Source organism: Pantoea sp. X-Soil-OKNW-556, from assembly GCF_059730695.1.
Genome location: NZ_AP035990.1, coordinates 729,880 through 756,226, shown reverse-complemented (window position 1 = coordinate 756,226; position 26,347 = coordinate 729,880). Strand labels below are relative to the sequence as shown.

The following is a 26,347-nucleotide window of genomic DNA, read 5'->3' as shown; positions in this document are numbered from 1 at the left end:
CGTATTTCGGTCATTAAACCGGTGTTTTTAGCCCAAAAAATTGTCGGGCCGTCACCACATCTTTCGCTATTTGTTCTTTCAACGCGTCCAGCGAGGCGAAACGCTGTTCGTCGCGAATCTTCTGTTTCAGTACCACATCAATGTGGCGTCCATAGAGATTCATATGTGTGTCAAGCAGGTGAACTTCAAGCTGCTGACGCAGACCTTTTACCGTCGGACGCGTACCAATGTTGGCAACGCCGGGGATCGGGTGTTCACCCAGGCCCAGTACTTCAACCGCAAATACGCCTTTCACCGGCGTTACTGTGCGGCGTAAAGGGAGATTGGCGGTGGGAAAACCAATGGTACGGCCCAGGGCATCACCATGCACCACGCGGCCTGAAATGCTGAAGGGATGGCCTAACAACGCCTGCGCCTGGACAAAATCATCCTGCGCCAGCGCCTGACGCACCGCAGTACTGCTGATGCGTTTGCCGCCATCACAAAATGTCTGGGTGCTGATGACATCAAAGTCATATTCCACACCGGCTTTCTGTAATAACAGGAAATCCCCCTGGCGACCAGCACCAAAGCGGAAATCATCACCAACAGCGAGAAATTTAACGTTCAGTTTCTCCACCAGCAGTTCAGAGATGAAAACCTGTGCTGAATGGGCAGCAAAACGACGATCGAAACGAACACATAACACCGCATCGACGCCGGCCTGCTTAAGATACCTCAGCTTTTCACGCAGACGCATCAGACGAGCCGGGGCTTTATCGCCCGCAAACAGCTCCAGCGGCTGCGGTTCGAACAGCATCACGATCACCGGCAGCTGACGCTTACGTCCCTCTTCGACCAGCTCCGCCATCAATGCCTGATGGCCACGATGAAAACCGTCAAAATTACCAATGGTCAGGACGCAGCCGCGATGCTGCTGAGTGAGATTGTAAATACCGCGGATAAACTTCATGGCTGACTCAAACCGGTGGAAATCGGCGGATTATACCCTCGAATAGCGTTCAGGTTAACCCGTCTGCGTGCCTTTCCTGCTTCTGTTGCCGCTTATTCCGCGTGCAGGCAGTAGCTTAGCGGCGATCTGAAGAATTTTGTTGTGAAATACTGTATTCAGCGCGGTGTTGCTGGTAGAATCTTGCGCCATCAATTACGTAACCGGGTGTCGTTTGTAAAACGGCGCTTATTTGCACAAATCCATTGACAAAAGAAGGCACAAAAGGCATAGTCCTCGGCCTTTGATTTGTCCATATAGAACACATTTGGGAGTTGGACCTTGGCTAATATCAAATCAGCTAAGAAACGCGCCGTAACATCTGAGAAACGTCGCAAGCATAACGCGAGCAACCGTTCTATGATGCGTACTTTCATCAAGAAAGTATACGCGGCTATCGCAACAGGCGACAAAGCTGCTGCGCAGAACGCATTCAACGAAATGCAACCGATCGTGGACCGTCAGGCTGCTAAAGGTCTGATCCACAAAAACAAAGCTGCACGTCATAAAGCAAACCTGACTGCACAGATCAACAAACTGGCTTAATCGCCTGTCTGTTAATCGCTTTGTGAAAGAACCGGCGTTAAGCCGGTTTTTTTATGCCTGCGATTTGCCGCTAAACAACGCGCTGAAGTCGCGATGGCAGATGCGTTGTACCGCCGGATGCTGGATCATGCGCTCGGCAAAAATCACATGATACTCCTCCATCACCACATCCAGACGACCAATTTCCTGAATAGCCTCATCGCGGTAGACCGCTTCACCATACAACGTGGGGGCCACGAAAATCGCGTTGTGCTGCGCACCAAACGCTTTCATCAGCGCCGCATCATCAAATTCACCCAGAATTTCGACCTGTAATCCCTGGCTGTGAATCCAGTTGAGTAGCTTACGTCCCAACATCGAACGACGACCGGGGATCAGCAAACGCCGCTGTTCAAGGCTGGCGGGAAAAGTCTGTTCCGGCCACGGGGCATAACACCAGAAGCTCACCGGGCATTCCCCCAGCTTCACCGAAAACAACCCCTCCTGCTGCGTTGAATCAATCGGGCAGTCCGAGACAATCATATCCAGCTTATGCTGGCTTAATTGCTCCAGCAGCATCTCATGTGTCGATTCAAAGCAGCGCAGATGAATCTTCTCATCCGCGACCACTGCCGCCTCCAGCACCTGACTCACCAGTTGCTTGGAGAGCGCATCCGCAATACCCACATCAAACAGCAGGTTTGACTCTTTGCGATAGTTGACGATATCGAGCATCTCCTGGCTGAGCATAAACATTCGGTCGGCATAGCGGAACACCAGTTGCCCCAGCTCCGTCGGCACCAGACCGCGGCCCTGCCGACGAAACAATTTGCCTTGCAGACGCTCCTCCAGCGCCTTGATCTGCCCGGTGATGGTTTGTGGCGTGAGGAACAGTGCCTCTGCCGCTCCGACAATCGATCCCTCACGGCACACATGCCAGAAGTAATACAGATGGTTGTAGTTGATATGTGACATCTGGCTACCGCCTTGTATTGGGTTACGCCGCCTGACGCGGCAGACGCCGCCACAGCAGCAAGTAACCGACCACCGCCGAGATTATCGAACCCAGTAAAATGCCCAACTTCGCCAGCGTAATCAGCTCAGGCGCGGCTTCACCGTATGCCAGCGAGGCGATAAAGATCGACATGGTAAAGCCAATGCCACACAACACGCCGACAGCCGCGATATCACGTAGCGAGGTGTTATCCGGCAATTTTGCCAACCCGGTTTTAACGCTGAGCCAGCAGAATAAGGTAATGCCGAGCGGTTTACCGACAAACAGGCCGAGCATGATGCCAAGCGGCAGCAACGAGAACAGGCTGCCTGGTGTCACCCCGGCCAGCGATACCCCTGCGTTAGCAAAGGCAAACAACGGCAGAATCAGCCAGCGTACCCACGGATGCAGCGCGTGTTCCAGGTGGATTGCCGGGGAGTGACCATTTTTCTTCTCCAGTGGGATCAGGAAGCCCACCACCACGCCCGCCAGCGTGGCATGCACACCGGATTTCAATACCGCCGTCCACAACACCAGCCCAACCAGCAGATAGAGGCCGGTATTACGTACGTTCAGCAAATTCATGATGCCGAGCACCGCAATCGCGCCAGCCGCTACCCCCAACGATACCATCGACAGATCGCTGGTGTAGAACAGCGCAATAATCACGATAGCGCCCAGATCGTCAATGATCGCCAGCGCCATGAGGAAGATCTTCAACGCTGGCGGCACACGGCTACCCAGCAGCGCCAGAATACCCAGGGCAAAAGCGATATCGGTCGCCGTCGGGATCGCCCAACCGCTGCGCGTGGCCGCATCCCCGGCGTTAAACAACAGGAACAGCAGTCCCGGTACCAGCATGCCGCCAACGGCAGCAATCAACGGGAAAATCGCCTGGTCGCGGCGTGCCAGTGCCCCCATGACCATTTCGCGCTTCACTTCCAGACCGACCATCAGGAAGAACACCGCCATCAGCGCATCGTTGATCCACAGCAACAGGTTTTTACTGATATCCAGTGAGCCAAAACGAAACTCCACCGGGATTTCAAGCAGGTCAAGATAGCCCTGCTGGGTGCTGGCGCTGTTGGCCAGCAACATGGCAATGGCTGCGGCGATGATGAGCACCACCCCGCTGGTGGCGTCACTATTCAGGAGTTTTTTCAATCGGATATTCACGTCCAGGTTCCTTGTCGCAGAGCGAATAATGAAAAGGCGGTTAGCTTAGCGACAATATTAGATCGAAAAAAACAGATTATTTATTAGGTCGGGTTCGAAAAAACCGAATGATCGTGGCGATCAGGAAATAAAAAAGCCAGCGACGCAGCGCTGGCTTTCAGGTAAGTCGCGCAGACTTAGCGGGTTAAATCATCAAAAAACTTCTTCACGCCATCGAAGAAACTCTTCGAACGCGGGCTGTTTTTCTCACCGGTCGGGCCGCCAAAACTCTCTTCCAGTTCACGCAACAGCGCTTTCTGTTTGTCGTTCAGGCTAACCGGGGTTTCCACCACCACGCGGCACAGCAGATCGCCCACGGCACCACCACGCACTGATTTCACGCCTTTACCACGCATGCGGAACAGCTTGCCGGTTTGCGTTTCTGACGGTACTTTCAGCTTCACACGACCATCCAGAGTCGGCACTTCAATCTCGCCACCCAGTGCAGCCATCGCAAAGTTGATCGGTACTTCACAGTACAGGTTGTTATCTTCACGCTCGAAGATCGGGTGTTTTTTCACTGACACCTGAACGTACAGATCGCCCGCCGGTGCGCCATGCTCGCCCGCTTCCCCTTCGCCGCTCAGACGGATACGATCGCCGGTATCAACACCTGCCGGGATTTTCACTGACAAGGTTTTCGAGCGTTCAACACGACCGTGGCCATGACAGGCGTTGCACGGATCTTTGATCACCGAGCCACGGCCATGACAGGTCGGACACGCCTGCTGTACGGTAAAGAAGCCCTGACGCATCTGCACCTGGCCTGCACCATGACAGGTTGGACAGGTTTGCGGTTGAGTCCCGGCTTTCGCCCCGCTGCCGTGGCAAACATCACACTCTTCCAGGGTTGGAATGCGGATCTCTTTGGTCACGCCGCGTACCGCTTCTTCCAGCGTCAGGTCCATGTTGTAGCGTAAATCGGCGCCACGGGCAGCGCGCTGACGGCGACCACCACCAAAGATATCGCCAAATACGTCGCCAAAGATATCGCTGAAGTCAGCACCGCCACCGAAGCCGCCGCCGCCAAATCCACCGCCACCCATGCCGCCCTGTTCGAAGGCCGCATGACCGTACTGATCGTAGGCCGCACGCTTCTGCGCGTCGGTCAGAATTTCGTAGGCTTCTTTAACCTCTTTGAATTTCGCTTCGGCTTCTTTATCGCCCGGGTTACGGTCCGGGTGATATTTCATCGCCAGGCGCTTATACGCCTTTTTGATTTCGCGCTCATCTGCCGATTTAGAGACGCCTAAGATCTCGTAAAAATCACTCTTCGCCATCTTCTGCCCTTAACATGATCGCACGGGCGTGGAGAGATCTCCTACGCCCGTGCTGGTTTCAACGGCTGTCAGGCCAGCCGTCGCGCCCGGTCAGGGGCAATTATTTTTTATCTTTAACTTCTTCGAATTCAGCGTCGACAACGTCGTCATCTTTCTTCGCGGAAGCGTCGCCAGCGTCTGCTGCGCCAGCCTGAGCCTGCTGCTGTGCCATTTCCATCAGCTTGCTGGAAACCTGCATCAGAGCCTGCATCTTCGCTTCGATGTCAGCTTTGTCTTCGCCTTTCAGCGCAGTGTTCAGATCGTTCAGCGCAGATTCAATCGGGGCTTTGTCATCGGCAGACAGTTTGTCACCCGCTTCATCCAGCTGTTTACGGGTGCTGTGCGCAATCTGGTCGCCCTGGTTACGCGTCTGCACCAGCTCTTCAAATTTACGGTCGGCTTCGGCGTTCGCTTCAGCGTCACGTACCATTTTCGCGATCTCTTCTTCGTTCAGACCAGAAGACGCTTTGATGGTGATCTTCTGCTCTTTACCGCTGTTTTTGTCTTTCGCTGATACGTGCAGGATACCGTCCGCATCGATGTCGAAAGTCACTTCAATCTGCGGCATACCGCGCGGTGCAGGCTGGATACCGTCGAGGTTAAACTGGCCCAGTGATTTGTTATCGCTGGCACGTTTACGCTCACCCTGCAACACATGAATGGTCACGGCAGACTGGTTATCTTCAGCAGTTGAGAACACCTGGCTGTGTTTGGTCGGGATGGTGGTGTTCTTGCTGATCAGCGAAGTCATCACGCTACCCATAGTTTCGATACCCAGTGACAGCGGGGTTACGTCGAGCAGCAGGACGTCTTTCACGTCACCACCCAGCACGCCACCCTGTACCGCAGCACCTACGGCAACGGCTTCATCCGGGTTCACGTCTTTACGCGGCTCTTTGCCAAAGAATTCTGTCACTTTAGCCTGAACCAGCGGCATACGGGTCTGACCACCGACGAGGATCACGTCGTTGATGTCAGAAACCGACAGGCCAGCATCTTGCAGAGCGACTTTCAGCGGCTCGATAGAACGCGCAACCAGATCTTCGACCAGCGATTCCAGCTTCGCACGGGTCACTTTGATGTTCAGGTGCTTAGGACCGGTCGCATCAGCAGTGATGTACGGCAGGTTAACGTCAGTCTGCTGAGCAGAAGACAGCTCGATTTTCGCTTTCTCAGCCGCTTCTTTCAGACGCTGCATCGCCAGCGGATCGTTGTGCAGATCGATGCCCTGATCTTTCTTGAACTCCGCAACGAGGTAGTTGATCAGACGGCTGTCGAAGTCTTCACCACCCAGGTGGGTATCACCATTGGTTGCCAGAACTTCAAAGGTTTTCTCGCCATCAACTTCATCGATTTCGATGATAGAGATATCGAAGGTACCGCCGCCCAGGTCGTATACCGCGATGGTGCGGTTGCCCTGACCTTTGTCGAGGCCGTAAGCCAGCGCCGCCGCAGTCGGTTCGTTAATAATACGTTTCACTTCCAGACCCGCGATACGGCCGGCATCTTTGGTTGCCTGACGCTGTGCATCGTTGAAGTACGCCGGTACGGTGATAACCGCTTCAGTCACTGGCTCACCGAGGAAATCTTCCGCGGTTTTCTTCATTTTTTTCAGCACTTCAGCAGAGATCTGCGGCGGAGCCATTTTCTGGCCTTTCACTTCCAGCCAGGCATCACCGTTGTCTGCTGCGGCGATTTTGTACGGCATGATTTTGATATCACGCTGCACTTCTTCGTCCTGGAAACGACGGCCGATCAGGCGCTTAATCGCGAACAGGGTGTTCTGCGGGTTAGTCACCGCCTGACGTTTAGCCGGTTGACCGACCAGAGTTTCGCCATCCTGTGTATAAGCAATAATTGAAGGCGTGGTACGATCACCTTCGGCATTTTCCAGCACGCGTGCTTTGGTGCCGTCCATAATCGCAACACAAGAGTTGGTTGTACCCAGGTCAATACCAATAATCTTACCCATCTAAACGTCTCCCACTTAAATTCTTTGCCAAATTGGGTTGTGAAGCAGAGATGCGGGCATGTTTCGCCGCTTTCAACTGCCTGAGCAGGCTTTTTTTCCTGCACCACAACTCTCGATGACAACTAGATGGGGCCGCTTCGAAGCGCATCAAGGGTTAAAACTAAAAAAATTTTAATTATCTCTCCCCACTCAGATCAAAGATGCCGGGTAGCTGGCTGATTATTATGCTGCGCCCCGTCTGACTAACGGGATAAGACAACATTCAGATATTAATAATTACCTTTGAGGAACTATGCGTAACATCACTCTGGCGAACCCTGCGCCACTGGGCTTAATGGGCTTTGGTATGACCACCATTCTGCTCAATCTGCACAACACCGGACTCTTCGCGATGGATACCATCATCCTGGCGATGGGCATTTTTTATGGCGGCCTCGCGCAAATTTTTGCCGGCCTGCTGGAATTTAAGAAAGGTAACACCTTCGGCCTGACGGCATTTGCCTCTTACGGCAGCTTCTGGCTGACGCTGGTCGCAATTCTGCTGCTGCCGAAAATGGGGCTGTCGGAAGCCGCTGACAGTCATTTCCTCGGGGCTTACCTTGGCCTATGGGGCGTGTTCACGCTGTTTTTATTCTTTGGCACCCTCACCGGCCCGACTATGCTGCAATTTGTGTTTGCCAGCCTGACGTTGCTGTTTGCCTTGTTGGCGATTGGGCATCTGCTGGATAACGCGCTGCTGGTGCGCATTGCCGGTTGGGTTGGTCTGATCTGTGGTGGTAGCGCCATCTATCTGGCGATGGGTGAAGTGCTGAATGAACAATGGGGCCGCACCGTGCTGCCGATTGGTCAACCACGCTGAATCGCAACGCGGAGCCTGGAGGCTCCGCGTAATCATTTATGAAGAATGAATGGATGTCTCAAACTGCACGCTTTCCTGCCGGTTATCACGTAACAGCCACACCCCTACTGCAAATCCAATTACCGCCAACGCCAACACGTACCATGCCGGTGCCATCGGTGTCAGACGCATAATCAAGGTCACGCTAATCGGCGTCAGGCCGCCAAAAATGGCGTAGGCGACGTTATAGGAGAAGGAGATACCGGTGAAGCGCACCGCTGCCGGGAAGGACCGAACCATCACAAACGGTACAACCCCCACCACGCCAACGCTCAACCCCGCCAGACCATACCAGACAAACAACATCTCCGGCGCACTTCCTAATTGATGGAAGAAGTTCCAGCTACCGATCGCCAACAGCAACGAACCGATCATCAAGGTGCGCGCCGCTCCGATACGGTCCACCAGCCAACCCGCAATCACGCAGCCAAACAGCAACATCACCGTAGCCAGGCTATTGGCCTGTAAGCTCAGCGCCGCCGGAATCGCGTGTTGTTTTTGCATCAGCGTCGGAGCCATCAGAATCACTACTACGATGCAGGCGGAGAGCAACCAGGTCAGCAGCATGGAAATCACGATGCCGCGTTTGTGTTGGGCCAGAATAGTTTGCAATGGCAGCTTATCCGCCAGCGCCTTGCGCTGCTGCATTTGCTGAAACACTGGCGTTTCATGCAGCCAGCGGCGCAAATACATCGCCAGCAAACCAAACACGCCACCGAGAAAGAACGGGATACGCCAGCCATGCGCGGCAATTGCCGTCGGAGAGAGCGAAGTATTGATGATGGTTGCCACCAGCGAACCGAGCAAAATCCCGGCGGTTAAACCGGCGGTTAAGGTGCCACAGGCAAAACCCACGCGTTTTTCTGGCACATGCTCCGCGACAAACACCCATGCGCCCGGCACTTCGCCACCAATCGCGGCCCCCTGTAACACGCGCAACAGCAGCATCAACAGCGGAGCAGCGATACCAATGCTGTCGTAAGTCGGCAACGCCCCCATTGCCAACGTCGGCAGAGCCATCAGCAGGATACTCAGACTAAACATCTTCTTACGGCCAACTTTGTCACCAAAGTGCGCCATGATGATGCCACCAAGCGGGCGCGCCAGATAACCTGCGGCAAAGATGGCAAAGGTCTGCACCTGACGCAGCCATTCCGGCATATCTGCCGGGAAGAAGAGTTGGCCGATCACCGCAGCAAAGAACACAAAGATGATGAAGTCGTAAAATTCCAGCGCCCCGCCAAGGGCGGCCAGCGACAGGGTTTTATAATCCTGTCGGTTGAGGCGACGAGTTGCGAGCGAATCCATAACGTAGCGGTATCCAGAGGCAAAAAAATCTAGTTGTAAAGTTACGCTTACTATACCGTCAATTTTTTGCCACACCAGTACGTCTGAATTTTATGCCTGAAAACGGCGATATTCAGACGTTTGTCTCACGCCTCGCGCTTTTTGGCCGAAATGCTGCTACCACTACCGGATCAGTCTCGACATAAGGCCCGTCAAGCAACTGTAAACAATACGGTACAGCCGCGAAGATACCCGGCACTTTCACCACGCCGTCATCTCCTTTCAGTCCTTCCAGCGTTTCTTTGATCGATTTCGGTTGCCCCGGCAAATTGAGGATCAGCGACTGCTTACGGATCACCCCCACCTGGCGTGACAGGATCGCCGTCGGGACAAATTGCAGGCTGATCTGGCGCATCTGCTCGCCAAAACCCGGCATCTCACGATCGGCAACCGCAAGGGTCGCATCAGGTGTCACATCACGGCGCGCGGGTCCCGTACCGCCCGTGGTCAGTACCAGATGGCAGAACAATTCATCCACCAGCTCGCAAATCGCCTGTTCGATCATCGGTTGTTCATCCGGCACCAGCCGGGTTTCGATCTCAAAGGGCGTCGTTAATGCGCTGCCAAGCCAGCTTTCCAGCGCCGGAATGCCCTGATCCTGATAAATGCCGTTCGCCGCGCGATCGGAAACAGAAATTAATCCAATACGTAATGTATCCATAGAGTTATCGCTGTGGTGCATGAGGGGGATAAAAAGAAGAATAATACAAAGCAAAAGGGAGAGAAAAGCTTAAAACCGTGGCGGGCAGTGCCGCCACGGTGTCATCACTTACAGCAGTTCAGCGATCATCTTCTCAAGTTTGCCCTGGTCGATGGCAAAGTTGCGGATGCCTTCCGCCAGTTTGGTGACGGCCATCGGGTCCTGGTTGTGCTGCCACAGGAACTCGGCTTCGGTCATTTTCGCCGGACGCGCTTTCACTTCGCCGCTGTAGCTCAGTTTACGCTCAACAGCGCCTTCGCTCTCAGCCAGCTCTTTCAGCAGGTTCGGGGAGATGGTCAGACGGTCGCAACCGGCCAGCTCGATGATTTCACCGACGTTACGGAAGCTGGCACCCATTACCACGGTTTCGTAACCGTGTTGCTTGTAATAGTTGTAGATCTCAGAAACAGAAACCACGCCCGGATCTTCGTGCGCAGCGTACTCTTTCTTGTCGGTGTTCGCTTTGTACCAGTCGAGGATACGACCTACGAACGGAGAGATCAGGAACACGCCCGCTTCAGCACAAGCACGCGCCTGAGCGAAGGAGAACAGCAGGGTCAGGTTACAGTTGATACCTTCTTTTTCCAGCTGCTCAGCGGCACGGATACCCTGCCAGGTTGAAGCCAGTTTGATCAGGATGCGATCGTTGCTGATACCTGCATCGTTGTACAGTTTGATCAGGCTACGCGCTTTGGCGATGCTCGCTTCGGTGTCATAAGACAGACGCGCATCGACTTCAGTCGAGATACGACCCGGGATCAGTTTGAGAATTTCCAGACCAATGTTGACGGCCAGCTTGTCAGAAACCAGCTGTAACTGCTCTTCTTTGTTGCTGCTCTGCTGACGTGCCCAGCTAATGGCTTCGTCAATCAGTTTACGGTATTCAGGAATTTGAGCGGCATTGAGGATCAAAGAAGGGTTGGTGGTGGCATCTTGCGGTTGATACAGCTTCATTGCCGCGATATCACCGGTGTCGGCGACCACAGTAGTCAGCTGACGCAAGGAAGTAAGTTTGTCCGTCATGGTTCTCTTTTCTCTTAGGTTGACTGTCAGGGTGAAAAAGGCTGTTGCGATAATATCACGCGGTAACCACGGTGCAAGGTCGCGGCGTGCCCTTTCCGATAGCACGGACAAATGGGAACGATTTGCCGATCCGTCACGCTTTTTTGCTACACTCGCCGAACAAATTTTCCGTTAATACCCTGATAAACCTGCGGGTCAACCGAGGATAACACGATGCTGATGGTCATCTCGCCAGCCAAGACGCTGGATTATGAAAGCCCGCTTGCGACGCAAACCTTCACTCAACCAGCGCTGTTAGAAAAGTCACAACAGCTGATTGATGTCGCCCGTGATTTGTCACCGGCGCAAATCGCCTCGCTGATGGGCATCAGCGACAAACTGGCCCATCTGAACGCAGAACGTTTTAACGAATGGCAGCCCCCCTTCACGCTGGAGAATGCGCGTCAGGCGATTCTGGCGTTCAAAGGGGATGTCTACACCGGTTTGCAGGCTGAAACCTTTAGCGAAAAAGATTTTGCTTTCGCCCAGCAGCATCTGCGTATGCTGTCGGGTTTGTATGGTTTGCTGCGCCCGCTCGACTTAATGCAGCCCTACCGGCTGGAAATGGGGATCAAACTGACGAACCCGGCGGCGAAAGATCTCTATGGTTTCTGGGGTGATTTGCTGACGGAAAGGCTGAATGCGGCGCTGGCGGAACAAGGCGATGACGTGTTGATTAACCTGGCGTCAGATGAATATTTCAAAGCTATCAAGCCGAAAAAACTGGCCGGGCGACTGATTAAGCCGGTGTTCCTGGATGAGAAGAACGGCAAGTTTAAGGTGATCAGCTTCTACGCCAAGAAAGCGCGTGGCCTGATGAGCCGTTATGTGATTCAGCACCGCCTGACCAAACCGGAGCAATTGAAGAAATTCGATGTGGATGGTTATTTCTTTGCTGCGGCTGAAAGCAGCGAAAACGAGCTGGTGTTTAAACGCCACGAGCAGCAATAACCCGTAACGGCGCGATTTATCGCGCGGTTTTTTCCGACACCGTGCACGGAATTGCGCGATAAATCGCGCCGCTACGACAGATAAAAGAATGGCTGGCATTTGCCAGCCATTCTTATGTTATTTCAGCAAGAACGCGCGCAGCGCGGCGAAATCTGCTTTCAAATTATGCGACAGCAGCGGCAGGTCGGCACGCTCAGCCAGTGCTTCCGGCAGCGGCAGCGTCTGCTCCAGAATCGCTTCCACGCTCTCCTTGAACTTCGCCGGATGCGCAGTGCAAAGGAACAGGCCGTACTCACCTTCCTGCAACTGATCGCGCAGCAGACGATAAGCAATCGCCGCATGCGGTTCAGACAGATAACCGATTTCTGCCAGCTCACGCATGGTCGCTTTGGTGGTTTCGTCGCTCACCGCACCATAGGCCAGATCGCCCAGACGCCAGGTTTTGCGACGGAACAACTCTTCCACGCGCGGCCAGTTGTTCGGCTGGCTCACATCCATAGCGTTGGACAGCGTGGCAACGGTGGCATGCGGCGTCCATTCGCCATTGGCGAGGAAGCGCGGCACAGTATCGTTGGCATTGGTGGCAGCGATAAAGCGTTTGATCGGCAGACCGAGTGATTTCGCCAGCAGGCCTGCGGTCAGGTCACCAAAGTTACCACTTGGCACCGACACCACCAGCTGATTGCGTTTTTCCTGCGGCAGTTGCGCCACAGCTTCAAAGTAGTAGCAAATCTGCGCCAGCAGACGGCTGATGTTGATGGAGTTGGCTGAGTTCAGGCCGATCGCCTTTTTCAGTTCTTCATCATCAAAGGCTTGTTTCACCAGCGCCTGGCAGGCATCGAAATCGCCGTCGATGGCGATGGTTTCGATGTTCCCCCCCAGGGTGCAGAACAATTTTTCCTGCAACGGGCTGATTTTGCCCTGCGGATAGAGGATCACCACGCGCACGTTTTCCATGCCGTAAAACGCATGGGCTACTGCTGCGCCGGTATCGCCAGACGTGGCGGTCAGAATGGTGATTTTTTCATCGGCACCGCTGACATACGAAAGCATCTGCGCCATAAAACGGCCGCCGAAGTCTTTGAACGCCAGCGTCGGGCCATGAAACAGTTCGAGGCAGGCGACATCGTCGCTCACTTTTGCCACCGGGGCCGGGAACGCAAACGCGTTTTTCACGCGCTCAGCCAACTGATGTGCGGCAATTTCGTCACCGATGTAAGCCGAGAGGATTTTGCTGCTGCGGGTAACAAAATCCATCTCCAGCATCGCATCGATGTCGGTCAGTTCAAATTCCGGCAGTTCGAGCGGAAAAAACAGCCCCTGCTGCGAGCCAAGGCCCTGCTTCACGGCCTGAGCGAAGCTCACCTGCTCGTTATGATCCTTAAGGTTGTAGAGTTTCATGCGTTATCCCAATTTACGTGCGCCAGCCGTATCAAGACGGCAGATATGGACGAAACCTTCTTCATTTTGCAGATAGTGCTGGCTCAGCCAGTCTGCCATCCGCTGTGCCGTTGCCATCTCGTTGCAAACGGCGAAAAGTGTCGGGCCGGAACCCGAAATACCGCAGGCCAGCGCGCCAATATCGGCTGCTGCCTGGCGTGCTTCCGCAAAGCCCGGCAGCAGTTTGGTGCGATACGGCTCCGCCACCACATCCTGCATCAGCTTCGCGGCCAGTTCTGGCTGCTGAGTATGACAGGCATGGATGAAACCGCCCAGTAAACGACCGTGTTTGATGATGTCCTGTTTACGATACTGCGCCGGTAGAATCGCACGCGCTTCAGCGGTGGAGACTTTGATGCCCGGATAGGCCATCACCCACAGCCACTCGTCAAACGACGGCACTGACTGGCTGATAATGCCGTTCTCTTCAATCATCAACTGCACGCCGCCGAGGAAGCACGGCGCAACGTTGTCGTAATGCACGCTACCGGAGATACGTCCTTCCAGCTCGCCCATCAATGCCAGCAGTTCGGTGTCATTCAACGGTTTGCCGCAAAATTCGTTCATCGCCATCAGGCCAGCCACGACCGAGCAGGCGCTGGAGCCAAGACCCGAGCCGATCGGCATGTTTTTTTCCAGCGTCATCGCCACCGGCACATCTTTACCAATCGCTTCACAAAAACGCTGCCAGCACTGATAGACAATGTTTTCCTGTGGATTGTCCGGCAGTTTGCTGACGAAGCGCCCTTTGTTTACCAGGCTAAAGCGGTCGGCCGCCTCGACCGACACACAATCACCCAGCAGGGTGCCATCCACCGGCGAAACCGCCGCGCCAAGCACATCAAAGCCGACGCTGACGTTACCTATCGAGGCCGGTGCATAAATTTTTACCATCATCAAACTCCCAACTTCCACGACAGCGTGCGCAGCAGATCGGCAAACACACCGGCTGCGGTCACATCATTCCCGGCACCGTATCCACGCAGAACCAGCGGGATCGGCTGATAATAACGGCTATAGAACGCCAGGGCGTTTTCGCCATTTTTGACTTTAAACAGCGGATCGTTACTGTCCACTGCATCAATTTTCACTTTGCAAGCACCACCCTCTTCGATGGCACCGACGAAGCGTAACACTTTACCTTCATCACGCGCTTTGGCAACGCGCGCCGCAAAGGCGTTGTCCAGTTCCGGCAAACGCTGCATGAATTGCTCAACGTCAGCAATCTCCGTCAGACTGGCAGGCAGCAGCGGTTCGATCTCGATATCGCTCAGCTCCAGTTGATGTCCCGCTTCACGCGCCAGAATCAGCAGCTTACGCGCCACATCGGTGCCCGACAGGTCATCACGCGGATCCGGTTCGGTGAAGCCCATGTCTCGCGCCATTTTGGTCGCTTCAGACAGGGAAACGCCCTCATCCAGCTTGCCGAAAATAAACGACAGCGAGCCGGAAAGAATACCGGAGAATTTGATCAGCTCATCACCGGCATTCAGCAGATTTTGCAGGTTCTCGATCACCGGCAAACCCGCTCCCACGTTGGTGTCATACAGGAACTTACGGCGCGATTTCTCCGCTGCCGCACGCATCTGCTGGTAATAATTCCATGAAGAGGTGTTGGCCTTTTTGTTCGGCGTCACGACATGGAAACCATCCGCGAGGAAATCCGCGTACTGATCGGCCACCGCCTGGCTCGAAGTACAATCGACAATCACCGGGTTCAGCAGGTGATACTCTTTCACCAGACGGATCAGACGACCAAGATTGAACGGTTCTTTGGCTTCCGCCAGCGCCCCTTTCCAGTTACTGAGATCGATGCCGTGCACGTTGGTCAGCAACGCGCGCGAGTTAGCGATGCCACACACCCGCAAATCGATATGCTTTTGCTTCAGCCACGCCTGCTGACGATGTAGCTGCTCCAGCAACGCCGCGCCGACGCCGCCGACACCGACCACGAACACTTCAATCACCTGATCGGTGGCAAACAGCATCTGGTGCACCACACGCACGCCAGTAGTGACTTCATCGTTGCTCACCACGGCAGAGATGGAACGCTCCGAGGAACCCTGGGCAATGGCCACGATATTGATATTGGCTCGCGCCAGCGCGGAGAAGAACTTGGCAGAGATGCCACGCAGGGTACGCATGCCGTCACCGACCACCGAGATAATCGCCAGTTGCTCGACCACTTCCAGCGGGTCCAGCAAGCCGTCTTTCAATTCGAGGTAGAATTCATCTTCCAGCACGCGGCGCGCGCGCGCCAGCTCGTTCTGCGGCACGCAGAAGCTGATGCTGTACTCGGAAGAGGATTGGGTAATCAACACCACCGAGATACCGGTGCGCGACATCGCAGCAAACACGCGTGCCGCCATGCCAACCATGCCTTTCATCCCCGGTCCGGAGACGTTAAACATCGCCATGTTGTTGAGATTAGTGATGCCTTTTACCGGGTTTTCATCATGCTCACCTTCGCCACCAATTAAGGTGCCGGGTGCTTGCGGGTTAGCGGTGTTTTTAATCAGGCAGGGAATCTGGAACTGGGCAATCGGGGCGATGGTGCGGGGGTGCAGCACTTTGGCACCAAAGTACGACAGCTCCATTGCCTCCTGATAGGACATGGACTTCAGCAGGCGCGCATCCGGCACCTGACGCGGGTCACAGGTATAGACGCCATCGACGTCAGTCCAGATTTCACAACAGTCAGCACGCAGACAGGCCGCCAGTACCGCTGCCGAATAGTCAGAACCGTTACGGCCCAGCACCACCAGTTCGCCACGCTCGTTTCCGGCGGTGAAACCGGCCATCAGGATCATATGATCGGCAGGGATCTGGCTGGCGGCGATACGGCGGGTGGATTCATTGATATCCACGGTAGATTCAAGGTAGTGGCCGACGGCCAGCAGTTTTTCCACCGGGTCGATGACCGTCACTTTGTAGCCGCGCGCCTGGAGCAGCGCTTCCATAATGGCGATGGACAGCTTCTCACCCCGGCAGATGATGGCAGCATTGACCGCATCCGGGCACTGTCCCAGCAGGCTGATGCCATGCAGCACCTGCTTAAGTTGAGCAAATTCGAGGTCAACGCGAGTCTTCAATCCATCATAATCGAAGCCCGGCTGTGCATCGGCCAACCCCTGCAACAGCTCGGCAAAAATACGTTCGGCATCGCTGATATTCGGCAACGCATCCTGCCCGCTAATGGTTTTCTCAATCATCGCCACCAGATGATTGGTAATTTTCGCTGGCGCAGAGAGTACGGTTGCAACCTGTCCCTGTTGCGCATTGCTTTCCAGAATGTCTGCCACGCGGAGAAAACGTTCCGCATTGGCTACCGAGGTCCCGCCGAATTTCAGCACTCGCATGGTTAAAGCTCTCCTGAATTTATGCCGAAAAAAAAGCCCGCACTGGTTAGGTGCGGGCTTCTTTTTTGTTTTTCCTGTATGCGTCAGCCCGCACCGTTACCTGTGGTAATGGTGGTGGTAATAATAATGGTGGTGTTCAGGCTGTTTGTACGCATTGAGATTTTTTTCTGTCTGTCTTGATTGTCCGTCTGCCTTCCAGAATTAAAGCAAAGCGCACGTTAAGTCAACGAATTTGTCCTAAGCCGGATTTTTCGCCACTACGCAGTGCTGCGCTTTGCCCGGAAAATGCCATCGGGATCGTTCAGCAAATAGCCACAACCCCCGATCTGTCACTGCAAAGTCAGGATTTACCCGAGTTATTATCTATAAGTTTTTTTTCTACGTCGTGCAGCAGACGGTGCAGCATGGCGCTGTCACGTTGTTCCAGCAAACCGATACGTTGATCGATCCAGTCCACCATCTTGGCATCGTCGTCCACTGCCAGACGAACCAACAATTGCTGGAAACGCACCCGCAACGCCTGCAACTGCTGCGCATCCGCCATCGCTGCGGGCTGGGCCGCCACCTGATTCAGCGCAGAAAGTTGGTAGCAATACACCATCACTGCCTGACCGAGATTGAGCGAGGGATAGTCGTTTGCCATCGGAATGCCGGTGAGCAGGTCTACCTGTTCCAGCTCCTCATTGGTCAATCCGCTATCCTCGCGGCCAAACACCAGCGCTATCCGGCTCAGCCACTGGCGTTTCTCCTGCAAAATGGTTTCCACTTGTGCGGGTGTGGCGTAGTAACGGAACTTCGCCCGGCTGCGCGCCGTGGTCGCGACAGAGAAGTCCACGTCCTGAAGTGCGTCACTAAGCGTGTCATAAGTTTTTACGCTATCAAGGATTTCGCCTGCGCCGTGCGCCACGCGTCGGGCCGCCGGATCCTGCCAGGCATCGCTGGCGACAATACGCAACTCGCTAAAACCCATGGTTTTCATGGCACGGGCGGCGGCACCGATATTTTCTGGTCGGGCGGGAGAGACAAGAATGAGGGGGAAATGCATGATTTTTCCATCGAACTGTTAACAACTCAGCGTATGTTGGCATGCACACCGGAAAATACCAACCATGCGGATATAAGAAAATAAGATGTTAAGGATGTTAAAACAGAATAAAACCGCGAGGTAGCATAAATTAACGTATTAAAGCTAAATTTCCGTGCCATTTTATTATAAAAGCATTAGATATCATCTTATTGAAATATAATTTCCGGCAAGTTTTTGTTTTGCTATTATGCAGCCGGAATGTAGCAAAAATGCTGCTTTTTGTGAGCTAAGCTGGCATTCCTGGAGAAGTTTTTCATAAAAGTGTTAACGTGCTACACTTGCATTTGATATAAGTCAACGAAGCGTTGTTTTTATGCTTATCGGTTGTTGTTGGTGCTGTTAGGTTGCTGTTAATACGGTTAGGATAAGCGCCAGTCCGATACCCACGGGGCACGCAAATATTCATCCTGACTGGCTGAGCTAACACTGAAGTTGACGTAGATGGATGGTGTATTCCGAAGATTATTTCGTACACCGGTTGCGAACGGCATGCTGTTACGATTAACAGTAAGTGCAACCGCCGTACGCCCTGTTTTCGATTTGTTGGCAAATTTTAGGTAGCGAAACATGCAGACCCCGCACATTCTTATCGTTGAAGACGAACTGGTCACGCGTAACACCCTCAAAAGCATTTTTGAGGCTGAAGGTTACATGGTCTATGAAGCCACCGACGGCGCCGAAATGCATCAGGTTCTGACGGAAAACGACGTCAATCTGGTGATTATGGACATCAACCTGCCGGGCAAAAACGGCTTGTTGCTGGCGCGTGAACTGCGTGAGCAGGCGAACGTAGCGCTGATGTTCCTCACCGGCCGTGATAATGAAGTGGACAAAATCCTTGGTCTGGAAATTGGCGCGGATGATTACATCACCAAGCCATTTAATCCGCGTGAGCTGACCATCCGTGCGCGTAACCTGTTGTCGCGTACCATGAATCTGGCGATGCCCAATGAGGAGCGTCGTCAGGTGGAAAGCTATCGTTTCAACGGTTGGGAGCTGGATATCAACAGCCGCTCACTGATCAGCCCGAACGGCGAGCAGTACAAGCTGCCGCGCAGTGAATTCCGCGCCATGCTGCACTTCTGCGAAAACCCAGGCAAAATTCAGACCCGTGCTGACCTGCTGAAAAAGATGACCGGTCGCGAGCTGAAGCCGCATGACCGCACCGTGGATGTCACCATCCGCCGTATCCGTAAGCATTTCGAATCTACGCCGGATACCCCAGAAATCATCGCCACCATTCATGGCGAAGGTTATCGCTTCTGCGGTGAGTTGCAGGACTAATCTGCACATATCTGTTCTGTAGCGGCGCGATAAATCGCGCCGCTACGAATAGGTGCCAGCCTGTTGTTAATGCCAGGGCATAATCGGCACAGCGCTCAGCGCGTTTTTTGGCGAGCCTTCCACCACTTTATCTGAGTAGGCCAGGTAGACCAGCGCGTTGCGCTTTTGATCATAAAAGCGTACAACCTGTAGCTTCTTAAAAACCAGCGATGTGCGCTTCTGGAACACCACATCCCCCTGCGCTTTACCTTGCGCAATTTTATCGCTCAGCGTAACCGGCCCTACCTGCTGGCAGGAAATCGCCGCATCGGAAGTGTCCTCGGCCAGACCTAATCCGCCTTTGATCCCACCGGTTTTCGCCCGGCTGATATAACAGGTTACATTTTTTACATCGGGGTCATCAAAGGCTTCCACCACGATCTTATGATCGGGGCCAAACATCTTGAAAACCGTGTCAACTGAGCCGATCTCCTCTGCCTGGAGGGATCCCGCGAAGGCATATGTTGCCAGGGTGACTATAAGAAGGCGAGCTATTGTCATGGAGTTACCATTGCAAACGGAATAGATGAGAATGTAATGTACTGGCAATCGATAACAGAACCAAACCAAATGGGTAACAACCCGCATTGATGTAGCACAGTCGACTTACAAAACCGCCCTCTCGCCTTTTTGCATTTCGTGCTATTATTCGACGACTTCATAAGTTGCGCCACCAGAGAGTTATGAGGATGTTTTATGGACCAAGCCGGTATCATTCGCGATTTGCTTGTCTGGCTGGAGAGCCATCTGGATCAACCCCTTTCACTGGATAATGTCGCCCTGAAAGCGGGCTATTCCAAATGGCATCTGCAGCGCATGTTTAAGGACGTGACAGGCCACGCGATCGGCGCTTATATCCGCGCTCGCCGGCTGTCTAAGGCCGCGGTGGCGTTACGCCTCACCAGCCGCCCGATACTCGACATCGCCCTGCAATACCGTTTCGATTCCCAGCAGACCTTTACCCGTGCGTTCAAAAAGCAGTTTAATCAGACGCCCGCCTGGTATCGTCGTTCGTCAGACTGGAACTCCTTCGGTATCCGCCCGCCGATTCGTCTGGAAGATAACCACATGCCTGAGCCGCAGTTTGTCACGCTGCCGGAAACGGTGTTGGTGGGTCAAACCCAAAGCTACAGCTGCACGCTGGAGCAGATCTCCAGCTATCGCGACGAAATGCGTGTGCATTTCTGGAAACAGTTCCTGCTGGAAACCGATACCGTGCCGCCGGTGCTGTATGGCTTGCATCAGGTACGCGCCAGCCATGAAAAGGATGATGAGCAGGAGATTCTCTACACCACCGCGGTGCCTGCCGATCAACTGGCAAAAAGCATGCAATCCAATCAGAGTGTGATTCTGGAAGCGGGTGATTATGTGCAGTTCACCTATAACGGACCGCGTACCGCGTTGCAGGAATTTATTCTGCTGCTGTACGGGACTTGCATGCCCACGCTGGGCCTGGTACGTCGTCAGGGGCAAGATATCGAACGTTTCTTCACCCACGGTGGCAAGAAGCGTAGTGAGCCACCTACCGAGATTCGCTGCGAGTATCTGATTCCGATCCGTCCGATGCAGGAACGCTAACAGCAAAATGCCGTCGTCATGACGGCATTTTCATATTGCGCTTCAGCGTTGCAATTCATCCAGCGCTGGTGCATCAAGATGTGACACATCCCCGGCCGTCTCCACCACCCAACCTGCTGCCAGCCAGGCGCTCTGCTGATGGTCAACGCGAGAGATGGAGCAGTTACGCAGACGCAAACGGCGTTCGGCATGTGCCGGTAAACCAAGAATGGTACTGACCAGCACGCCAAGTGCCATACCGTGGCTGACAATCAGCGGACGACTGCCTGCCGGTAATCCGAGACAATCATTTAACGCCGCGTGCATCCGCGCCGCCATCTCCGCCATCGACTCACCGCCAGGAATGCGACCGTTTTCGGTGCCATCCACCAGAGTTTTCCGCCAGCTCTCTTCTTCCGCCGTCAACCCTTCGATTGGGCGCTGTTCCAGCACCCCCATATTGAGTTCGCGCAGGCGCGCATCAAGCGTTACCCCACAACCGCAGGCATCCGCGATAATTTCCGCAGTGCGACGAGTACGTCCTAAATCGCTGGCAATCACATGGGTAATCCCCAGCGATTTAACGCGCTCACCCACCTGATGGGCTTGTTGCTCACCTTTTTCCGTCAGCGGACTGTCGGACTGCCCCTGAATGCGTCGGGCCGCATTCCAAACCGTTTCACCGTGACGAACAAGATAGACCTGTAGCATGCTTAATTTCCGTTATACTGCGACAAATTTGCCTTGAGGGTTCAAACAATTATGTACCATGTTGTCGCAGCCACCATCAATCCGGCAAAAATCCGCGCGATTGCACAAGCGTTCAACGACGTTTTCGGCGAAGGATCCTGCCATATTGAAGGGGTCGAGGTCGAGAGCGGCGTTGCAGCCCAGCCGCTGACGGATGTCGAAACGCGAACTGGCGCACGTCAGCGTGTTGCCAACGCACGCGCCAAAAAAGCGGATGCGGACTTTTGGGTGGCCATTGAAGCCGGAATTGAAGGCGACAGCGCCTTCGCGTGGATGGTGGTGGAAAATGCGCAGCAGCGCGGTGAATCACGCTCCGCCAGCTTTACGCTGCCAGCAGTAGTGATGGCAGGTTTGAGCGCCGGTCATGAGCTGGGTGATGAAATGGCGCGCTTAACCGGCGTGGAAAATATCAAACAGAAAGGCGGGGCGATTGGTGCCTTTACCCACGGGCTGCTGACGCGTTCCAGCGTCTACCATCAGGCGCTGATTCTGGCGCTTTGCCCGTTCACCCATCCGTTGTACCAGCAGTGATCAGGCGCGTCCCAGACGCGCTTCCAGCCAACGTTTCAGCTCCGGCGGAGCTTCTTTCAGGCTGTTGGAGCCACGGGTGATGGTGGCAATGCCAACGCCCAGCTCATTCTTCAGCTCACGCTGGCTCATCTCTCCGTTCATCAACTCTTCAATGATGCGCAGACGCGTGCCAAAAGATTCCCGCTCATCCGGGGTCATCATCAATTGCAGCAACGGTAAGGCGACGCCATCGGCGAAGGCATTTTGCATCAGGTCAACAAAACGCAGCCAGTTATCTTCAACAGGCTGGGAAGAAAGGGGTTGGCTCATGAAGGGCTTCCGTACTCATTAACGAGTACGGAAGCATAGCACAGTCAGTAGCGGCGATTCCACTCGCTATCTGCCAGAATCTTATCGGGTTGTCCCATGAAGTAACGATAGTAGGCATCATACGCCAGCACGTTCTTCACGTAGCCACGGGTTTCCGAGAAGGGAATGGTTTCAATAAACGCCACCGCATCCAGACGCCCACCACTGTTGTTCAGCCAGCTACGCACTCGCGACGGTCCGGCGTTGTAAGCTGCCGAGGCAAAGATACGGTTCTGCTCAAACTGCTGATAGACATAATCCAGATATTGCGTACCAATCTGGATATTGGTTTGTGGATCAAGCAATTGGCCGCTGTTCACATAACCGGGAATGTTATACATCTTCACGGTATGCGTGGCGGTCGCGGGCATCACCTGCATCAGCCCACTGGCCCCCACCGGCGAACGCGCTTTCGGGTTCCACGCACTCTCCTGACGCGAAATCGCCATGGCATAACTTTGCGGAATCGCTTTGCCGCTGGTGTATTGCTGATACAGATTGCGCCATGCCAGCGGGAAGCGTTCTTTCAGGCTGTCCCACATTTTGGCGGTAATGGTGGCCTGCACGCTCAGATCCCACCAGTCCTGCTCATTGGCGTAGCGCGCCAGCATCTGCTGCTGCTCACGGGTTTTGCTGGAAATCAGGTTAGCCCATTCGCTGCGCGCCAGGTTATCCAGCCCCCAGTACATCAGCTCGCGCACCCGTGCCAGCTCCGCCCCCTGCACCAGATTGCTCTCCGGTGCCGGAGCCGGATTCACCTGCAACGGGTAGTCGACGCCCAACCGCTGGGCCGCCACCATCGGATAGAAACCCCGTCCCTGCATCAACTTGCGCAGGATTTCGTCGGCTTCATCTTTACGTCCCTGCTCAATCAGCAGATCGGCCTGCCAGTATTGCCACTCATCTTTCTCTTTGGCCTCTACCGGCAGGCGAGCAATCCAGGTATTCAGTCCACGCCGGTCGTTATTACCCAGCGCCAGTCGCACCCGGCGCTCAATCAACGTGGTGGATTCGCTGTTCATCACCACGTTATCGCGCCAGCGCGCCTGCTCAGAAGTCACATCGTTGCCCATGAGACGCCACGCGACGATCTCTTTCAGCGCCTGCTCATCTGCCGGTCCCATCTTCTGCGACTGCACCAGTCCCGGAATCATCAGGCGCGCATTTTCTGCGTCCTGCCGTGCCACACGGGCGAAAGCAAAGTTGGTGGCCTGGCGGGTAAAATCCGTCGGCCCAACGCTGCTGGCAAAGCTGGTGACGGTTTGCGGGTTCTGCTGCAACGTCATCACTGCCGTGGCGATAGTTTGATAATCCGCTGGCAACATCTTCGCCAGATAATTGACCAGGCTATCGTTACCCTCTTTCATCGCCAGGCGAATACGCTCAAGGATGGTGATCGGCGAGAGTTGCCCGGCAGATTGCCACACTGAGAACAACTGGTCGCAATCATTAGGCAGCGATGTCCCGCGCAGCCAGATATCTTTCGCGCCATCAAATGCCACCTGCTGCTGGCCGGTGGCCCACTTGGCGTAATACCAGTTACAACGCGCCTGTACCGGTTGCGGTGCTTCCGGGCTGAAATTCAGCAATTCCTGCCATGCCTGACGGTGTGCCAGCACATTGACAAAACGGGTGGAGAGCGCACGCGCAGGCGGTAACGTCGGGTATTGTTGAATAAAATTCTTCACCGCCAGCGGCGTTTCCTGATCGAGATCCTGCGCCAGCATACGGTATTGCAGATAAGGATAGAGCGGGTAATCCTGTAGCGTTGGCATCAACTGTGCCACGGTGTCCATCTGCTTGTTATCCCAGGCTTGTTTTATCTGGGCATAACGCTGTCGTTGCTGGTCTAGCGAATCGGCCCACACGCTGCTGGCCGCACTGACCAGGCAGATCCCTATAATCCAGTTACGCCACTTATCCACTTCACTCTCCTCTTTGTGCTGCGATCCAGCTGCATGCCAGACTTTCTTCATGCTAACCAGGCCAACACGCTCTTGCCATGTTCTTCATAAAATTTACGATCACGCACCGCTATCGACCAGATGCTGCGCCGCCATTGTGCACTTATTCATCACAAAAACTTATCGTACTGGAACTAATTTCGCATAATCATTCTGTTACAAATATGGCACGGCCTTTGCTCTGTTGAATTCCATCTTGTATACCAGTTGGAATTCACTCATGGCATCGACTTTTGGCTACACGCTTCAGGATTGGCAACAGCGTTACCAACAGGAACCGCAGCAGATCACCGCCCTGCTGGAAGCACACCTCGCAGCTATCGATAACCAGGATAATGCGTGGTTGTATCTCGCCACCCCGGCACAACTTCAGGCACAAATTGAACCGCTGTTAGCCAGCTATCTGCGCAACCCGGCGGCACTGCCGTTGTTTGGCGTACCTTTTGCCGTCAAAGACAATATCGATGTCGCGGGCTGGCCGACGACCGCCGCTTGCCCGGCGCTGACTTATACCGCCAGCGCAGATGCCTTTGTCGTCGCCCAACTGAAAGCCGCCGGCGCGGTGGTCATTGGCAAAACCAACCTCGACCAATATGCCACCGGTCTGGTCGGCACCCGTTCCCCTTATGGTGCGGTGCGTAATACCTTTAATGCCGACTACGTCAGCGGCGGCTCCAGTTCCGGCTCGGCGTCGGTACTGGCACGCGGTCTGGTAGGCTTCTCGCTCGGCACCGATACCGCCGGTTCCGGTCGCGTACCGGCTGGCTTCAATAATGTGGTGGGCCTGAAACCGACCAAAGGCTGGTTCTCGGCCAGTGGTTTGCTGCCCGCCTGCCGCCTGAACGACACCATTTCAGTATTTGCCTTGACGGTGGAAGATGCCTTTGCCGTCGCCAGCGCCGCTGGCGGTTATGACGCGGCCGATGCCTATTCGCGCAGCAATCCGCATACTGCGCCCGCCAGCATCAAGGCACACCCCGACTTTGCCATTCCGGCCAACCCGGAATTCTTTGATGACAAGCAAGCAGAAGCCGCCTGGGACAGTGCACTGGAACGCCTGCTCGCCAGCGGTGCTACGCTGCACCCCATCGACTTTACCCCATTCCAGCAACTGGCCGAGCAGCTGTACTACGGCCCGTGGGTAACGGAGCGCACCGTGGCGGTGGGCGAGATGATCAACCGCCCGGAAGAGATGGACCCGGTGGTCTATGGCATCGTGAAAAGCGGTCTGGATTACAGCGCGGTCGATGCCTTCAAAGCCGAATATCTGCGCGCGGAACTGACGCGCCAAATTCAGCAAACGCTGGCGCAGTTCGATGCGCTGGTGGTGCCGACCTCCCCCACCATCCACACCATTGAAGAGATGAAGCAGGAGCCGGTGCGCTACAACTCGCAGTTCGGCACCTACACCAACTTCACCAATCTGGCCGACCTCAGCGCGCTGGCGCTACCGGCACCGTTCCGTGCCGATGGCCTGCCGGCGGGCATCACCCTGATCGCCCCCGCCTGGCATGATCGTGCCCTGGTGGAATTCGGCCTGCGCTGGCAGCAGCAGTTGGCATTGCCGCTCGGTGCCACCGGCAAAGCGCAGCCGACGCAGCATCGCGCACTGCCGCCTTCCGCCGATCATGTGCGCGTCGCAGTCGTGGGTGCTCACCTCACCGGTATGCCGCTCAACTTCCAACTCACCACCCGCCAGGCGGTGTTGGTGGAGGAAACCACCACCGCCAGCCATTACCGCCTGTTTGCGCTGCTGGATGGGCCGATCAAAAAACCGGGCCTGCTGCGCGATGAACAAGGGGCAGCGATCACCGTCGAGCTGTGGGATATCCCGCTGGCACGCTTTGGCGAGTTTGTGGCGGAAATCCCGCCGCCGCTGGGAATTGGCTCGCTGACGCTGGCCGATGGCCGGGTGGTGAAAGGTTTTATCTGTGAACCGATGGTGCTGAAACAGGCACTGGAGATCACCGAATTTGGCGGCTGGCGCAACTGGCTGACATCCCTGGGGAGTAAATAA

24 protein-coding genes and 1 other annotated feature are annotated in these 26,347 nt (G+C 54.8%); of the genes, 7 read left to right on the top strand and 17 right to left on the bottom strand.

What is annotated here, in order from left to right:
• Positions 1-13: 13 nt before the first annotated feature.
• Complete coding sequence (gene ribF / locus AC6I8T_RS03365) at positions 14-952, bottom strand: bifunctional riboflavin kinase/FAD synthetase (RefSeq protein ID WP_497833504.1); 939 nt, start codon at positions 950-952, stop codon at positions 14-16.
• Positions 953-1,270: 318 nt separating this feature from the next.
• Here ribF and rpsT point away from each other — a divergent pair, with 318 nt between their 5' ends.
• Positions 1,271-1,534 (top strand): 30S ribosomal protein S20, encoded by a 264-nt coding sequence (rpsT, locus tag AC6I8T_RS03360; RefSeq protein WP_013507813.1) that lies wholly within the window; start codon positions 1,271-1,273, stop codon positions 1,532-1,534.
• A gap of 51 nt (positions 1,535-1,585) precedes the next feature.
• Here the strand turns inward: rpsT and nhaR are convergent, their stop codons facing one another.
• The 4 genes from nhaR to dnaK all read right to left on the bottom strand — a co-directional run bounded on the left by nhaR (position 1,586) and on the right by dnaK (position 7,013).
• On the bottom strand, positions 1,586-2,488 hold the full coding sequence (gene nhaR / locus AC6I8T_RS03355; RefSeq protein ID WP_208724764.1) for a transcriptional activator NhaR: 903 nt from the start codon (positions 2,486-2,488) through the stop codon (positions 1,586-1,588).
• 22 nt (positions 2,489-2,510) lie between these two features.
• Positions 2,511-3,683, bottom strand: a complete 1,173-nt coding sequence (gene nhaA, locus AC6I8T_RS03350; protein ID WP_208724763.1) for a Na+/H+ antiporter NhaA — start codon at positions 3,681-3,683, stop codon at positions 2,511-2,513.
• Between the two features lie 176 nt (positions 3,684-3,859).
• Entirely contained in the window at positions 3,860-5,002 is a 1,143-nt protein-coding gene (gene dnaJ / locus AC6I8T_RS03345) for a molecular chaperone DnaJ (protein ID WP_013507810.1), read from the bottom strand.
• 100 nt (positions 5,003-5,102) lie between these two features.
• Positions 5,103-7,013 (bottom strand): molecular chaperone DnaK, encoded by a 1,911-nt coding sequence (gene dnaK, locus AC6I8T_RS03340; protein WP_013507809.1) that lies wholly within the window; start codon positions 7,011-7,013, stop codon positions 5,103-5,105.
• Positions 7,014-7,305: 292 nt separating this feature from the next.
• On the opposite strand from dnaK, the gene satP reads away from it, so the two are divergent.
• Positions 7,306-7,872 carry an acetate uptake transporter gene (satP, locus tag AC6I8T_RS03335; protein ID WP_497833503.1) on the top strand — a complete coding sequence of 189 codons (567 nt, stop codon included), beginning with the start codon at positions 7,306-7,308 and terminating at the stop codon, positions 7,870-7,872.
• Between the two features lie 36 nt (positions 7,873-7,908).
• On the opposite strand, the gene AC6I8T_RS03330 is transcribed toward satP, so the two are convergent.
• The 3 genes from AC6I8T_RS03330 to tal form a co-directional block, all read right to left on the bottom strand.
• Positions 7,909-9,219, bottom strand: a complete 1,311-nt coding sequence (locus tag AC6I8T_RS03330) for an MFS transporter (protein ID WP_497830052.1) — start codon at positions 9,217-9,219, stop codon at positions 7,909-7,911.
• 112 nt (positions 9,220-9,331) lie between these two features.
• Positions 9,332-9,919: a molybdopterin adenylyltransferase gene (gene mog, locus AC6I8T_RS03325; protein ID WP_036626658.1), complete on the bottom strand. Its 588-nt coding sequence runs from the start codon at positions 9,917-9,919 to the stop codon at positions 9,332-9,334.
• Positions 9,920-10,027: 108 nt separating this feature from the next.
• Positions 10,028-10,981, bottom strand: coding sequence for a transaldolase (gene tal, locus AC6I8T_RS03320; protein ID WP_013507805.1), 954 nt, complete (start codon positions 10,979-10,981; stop codon positions 10,028-10,030).
• Positions 10,982-11,194: 213 nt separating this feature from the next.
• On the opposite strand from tal, the gene yaaA reads away from it, so the two are divergent.
• The gene (gene yaaA, locus AC6I8T_RS03315; protein ID WP_208724761.1) at positions 11,195-11,971 is read left to right on the top strand and encodes a peroxide stress protein YaaA; all 777 of its coding nucleotides are present in this window, start codon (positions 11,195-11,197) and stop codon (positions 11,969-11,971) included.
• Positions 11,972-12,088: 117 nt separating this feature from the next.
• Here the strand turns inward: yaaA and thrC are convergent, their stop codons facing one another.
• The 5 genes from thrC to AC6I8T_RS03290 all read right to left on the bottom strand — a co-directional run bounded on the left by thrC (position 12,089) and on the right by AC6I8T_RS03290 (position 17,815).
• Positions 12,089-13,372 (bottom strand): threonine synthase, encoded by a 1,284-nt coding sequence (gene thrC / locus AC6I8T_RS03310; RefSeq protein WP_497833502.1) that lies wholly within the window; start codon positions 13,370-13,372, stop codon positions 12,089-12,091.
• 3 nt (positions 13,373-13,375) lie between these two features.
• The gene (gene thrB, locus AC6I8T_RS03305; protein WP_208725488.1) at positions 13,376-14,305 is read right to left on the bottom strand and encodes a homoserine kinase; all 930 of its coding nucleotides are present in this window, start codon (positions 14,303-14,305) and stop codon (positions 13,376-13,378) included.
• 2 nt (positions 14,306-14,307) lie between these two features.
• On the bottom strand, positions 14,308-16,770 hold the full coding sequence (gene thrA / locus AC6I8T_RS03300) for a bifunctional aspartate kinase/homoserine dehydrogenase I (RefSeq protein ID WP_021184789.1): 2,463 nt from the start codon (positions 16,768-16,770) through the stop codon (positions 14,308-14,310).
• 26 nt (positions 16,771-16,796) lie between these two features.
• Positions 16,797-16,918: a sequence feature (Thr leader region), on the bottom strand.
• Positions 16,854-16,925, bottom strand: a complete 72-nt coding sequence (gene thrL, locus AC6I8T_RS03295; RefSeq protein ID WP_071783593.1) for a thr operon leader peptide — start codon at positions 16,923-16,925, stop codon at positions 16,854-16,856. It overlaps the preceding feature by 65 nt.
• 185 nt (positions 16,926-17,110) lie before the next feature.
• The gene (locus AC6I8T_RS03290; protein WP_021184790.1) at positions 17,111-17,815 is read right to left on the bottom strand and encodes a tRNA/rRNA methyltransferase; all 705 of its coding nucleotides are present in this window, start codon (positions 17,813-17,815) and stop codon (positions 17,111-17,113) included.
• Positions 17,816-18,424: 609 nt separating this feature from the next.
• Between AC6I8T_RS03290 and arcA the strand changes: the two genes are divergently transcribed.
• Entirely contained in the window at positions 18,425-19,141 is a 717-nt protein-coding gene (arcA, locus tag AC6I8T_RS03285) for a two-component system response regulator ArcA (protein WP_013507799.1), read from the top strand.
• A gap of 66 nt (positions 19,142-19,207) precedes the next feature.
• Here arcA and creA read toward each other — a convergent pair whose 3' ends face one another.
• Positions 19,208-19,681: a protein CreA gene (gene creA / locus AC6I8T_RS03280; protein WP_013507798.1), complete on the bottom strand. Its 474-nt coding sequence runs from the start codon at positions 19,679-19,681 to the stop codon at positions 19,208-19,210.
• Between the two features lie 195 nt (positions 19,682-19,876).
• Between creA and robA the strand changes: the two genes are divergently transcribed.
• Entirely contained in the window at positions 19,877-20,758 is an 882-nt protein-coding gene (gene robA / locus AC6I8T_RS03275) for an MDR efflux pump AcrAB transcriptional activator RobA (protein WP_208724758.1), read from the top strand.
• A 42-nt stretch (positions 20,759-20,800) separates the two neighbouring features.
• Here the strand turns inward: robA and gpmB are convergent, their stop codons facing one another.
• Positions 20,801-21,448: a 2,3-diphosphoglycerate-dependent phosphoglycerate mutase GpmB gene (gpmB, locus tag AC6I8T_RS03270; protein WP_208724757.1), complete on the bottom strand. Its 648-nt coding sequence runs from the start codon at positions 21,446-21,448 to the stop codon at positions 20,801-20,803.
• Positions 21,449-21,499: 51 nt separating this feature from the next.
• Here gpmB and yjjX point away from each other — a divergent pair, with 51 nt between their 5' ends.
• Positions 21,500-22,018 (top strand): inosine/xanthosine triphosphatase, encoded by a 519-nt coding sequence (yjjX, locus tag AC6I8T_RS03265; RefSeq protein WP_021184794.1) that lies wholly within the window; start codon positions 21,500-21,502, stop codon positions 22,016-22,018.
• On the opposite strand, the gene trpR is transcribed toward yjjX, so the two are convergent.
• Together trpR and sltY are read right to left on the bottom strand one after the other, a co-directional pair.
• Entirely contained in the window at positions 22,019-22,327 is a 309-nt protein-coding gene (gene trpR / locus AC6I8T_RS03260) for a trp operon repressor (RefSeq protein WP_013507794.1), read from the bottom strand.
• A gap of 44 nt (positions 22,328-22,371) precedes the next feature.
• Positions 22,372-24,291, bottom strand: a complete 1,920-nt coding sequence (gene sltY / locus AC6I8T_RS03255) for a murein transglycosylase (RefSeq protein WP_208725487.1) — start codon at positions 24,289-24,291, stop codon at positions 22,372-22,374.
• A 259-nt stretch (positions 24,292-24,550) separates the two neighbouring features.
• Here sltY and atzF point away from each other — a divergent pair, with 259 nt between their 5' ends.
• Positions 24,551-26,347: an allophanate hydrolase gene (atzF, locus tag AC6I8T_RS03250; RefSeq protein ID WP_497833501.1), complete on the top strand. Its 1,797-nt coding sequence runs from the start codon at positions 24,551-24,553 to the stop codon at positions 26,345-26,347.

Coding starts and splice junctions, on each gene's coding strand:
- ribF (WP_497833504.1), bottom strand. CDS start 952: ATGAAGTTTATCCGCGGTATTTACAATCTCACTCAGCAGCATCGCGGC.
- nhaR (WP_208724764.1), bottom strand. CDS start 2,488: ATGTCACATATCAACTACAACCATCTGTATTACTTCTGGCATGTGTGC.
- dnaJ (WP_013507810.1), bottom strand. CDS start 5,002: ATGGCGAAGAGTGATTTTTACGAGATCTTAGGCGTCTCTAAATCGGCA.
- dnaK (WP_013507809.1), bottom strand. CDS start 7,013: ATGGGTAAGATTATTGGTATTGACCTGGGTACAACCAACTCTTGTGTT.
- satP (WP_497833503.1), top strand. CDS start 7,306: ATGCGTAACATCACTCTGGCGAACCCTGCGCCACTGGGCTTAATGGGC.
- AC6I8T_RS03330 (WP_497830052.1), bottom strand. CDS start 9,219: ATGGATTCGCTCGCAACTCGTCGCCTCAACCGACAGGATTATAAAACC.
- mog (WP_036626658.1), bottom strand. CDS start 9,919: ATGGATACATTACGTATTGGATTAATTTCTGTTTCCGATCGCGCGGCG.
- tal (WP_013507805.1), bottom strand. CDS start 10,981: ATGACGGACAAACTTACTTCCTTGCGTCAGCTGACTACTGTGGTCGCC.
- yaaA (WP_208724761.1), top strand. CDS start 11,195: ATGCTGATGGTCATCTCGCCAGCCAAGACGCTGGATTATGAAAGCCCG.
- thrC (WP_497833502.1), bottom strand. CDS start 13,372: ATGAAACTCTACAACCTTAAGGATCATAACGAGCAGGTGAGCTTCGCT.
- thrB (WP_208725488.1), bottom strand. CDS start 14,305: ATGGTAAAAATTTATGCACCGGCCTCGATAGGTAACGTCAGCGTCGGC.
- thrA (WP_021184789.1), bottom strand. CDS start 16,770: ATGCGAGTGCTGAAATTCGGCGGGACCTCGGTAGCCAATGCGGAACGT.
- AC6I8T_RS03290 (WP_021184790.1), bottom strand. CDS start 17,815: ATGCATTTCCCCCTCATTCTTGTCTCTCCCGCCCGACCAGAAAATATC.
- arcA (WP_013507799.1), top strand. CDS start 18,425: ATGCAGACCCCGCACATTCTTATCGTTGAAGACGAACTGGTCACGCGT.
- creA (WP_013507798.1), bottom strand. CDS start 19,681: ATGACAATAGCTCGCCTTCTTATAGTCACCCTGGCAACATATGCCTTC.
- robA (WP_208724758.1), top strand. CDS start 19,877: ATGGACCAAGCCGGTATCATTCGCGATTTGCTTGTCTGGCTGGAGAGC.
- gpmB (WP_208724757.1), bottom strand. CDS start 21,448: ATGCTACAGGTCTATCTTGTTCGTCACGGTGAAACGGTTTGGAATGCG.
- yjjX (WP_021184794.1), top strand. CDS start 21,500: ATGTACCATGTTGTCGCAGCCACCATCAATCCGGCAAAAATCCGCGCG.
- trpR (WP_013507794.1), bottom strand. CDS start 22,327: ATGAGCCAACCCCTTTCTTCCCAGCCTGTTGAAGATAACTGGCTGCGT.
- atzF (WP_497833501.1), top strand. CDS start 24,551: ATGGCATCGACTTTTGGCTACACGCTTCAGGATTGGCAACAGCGTTAC.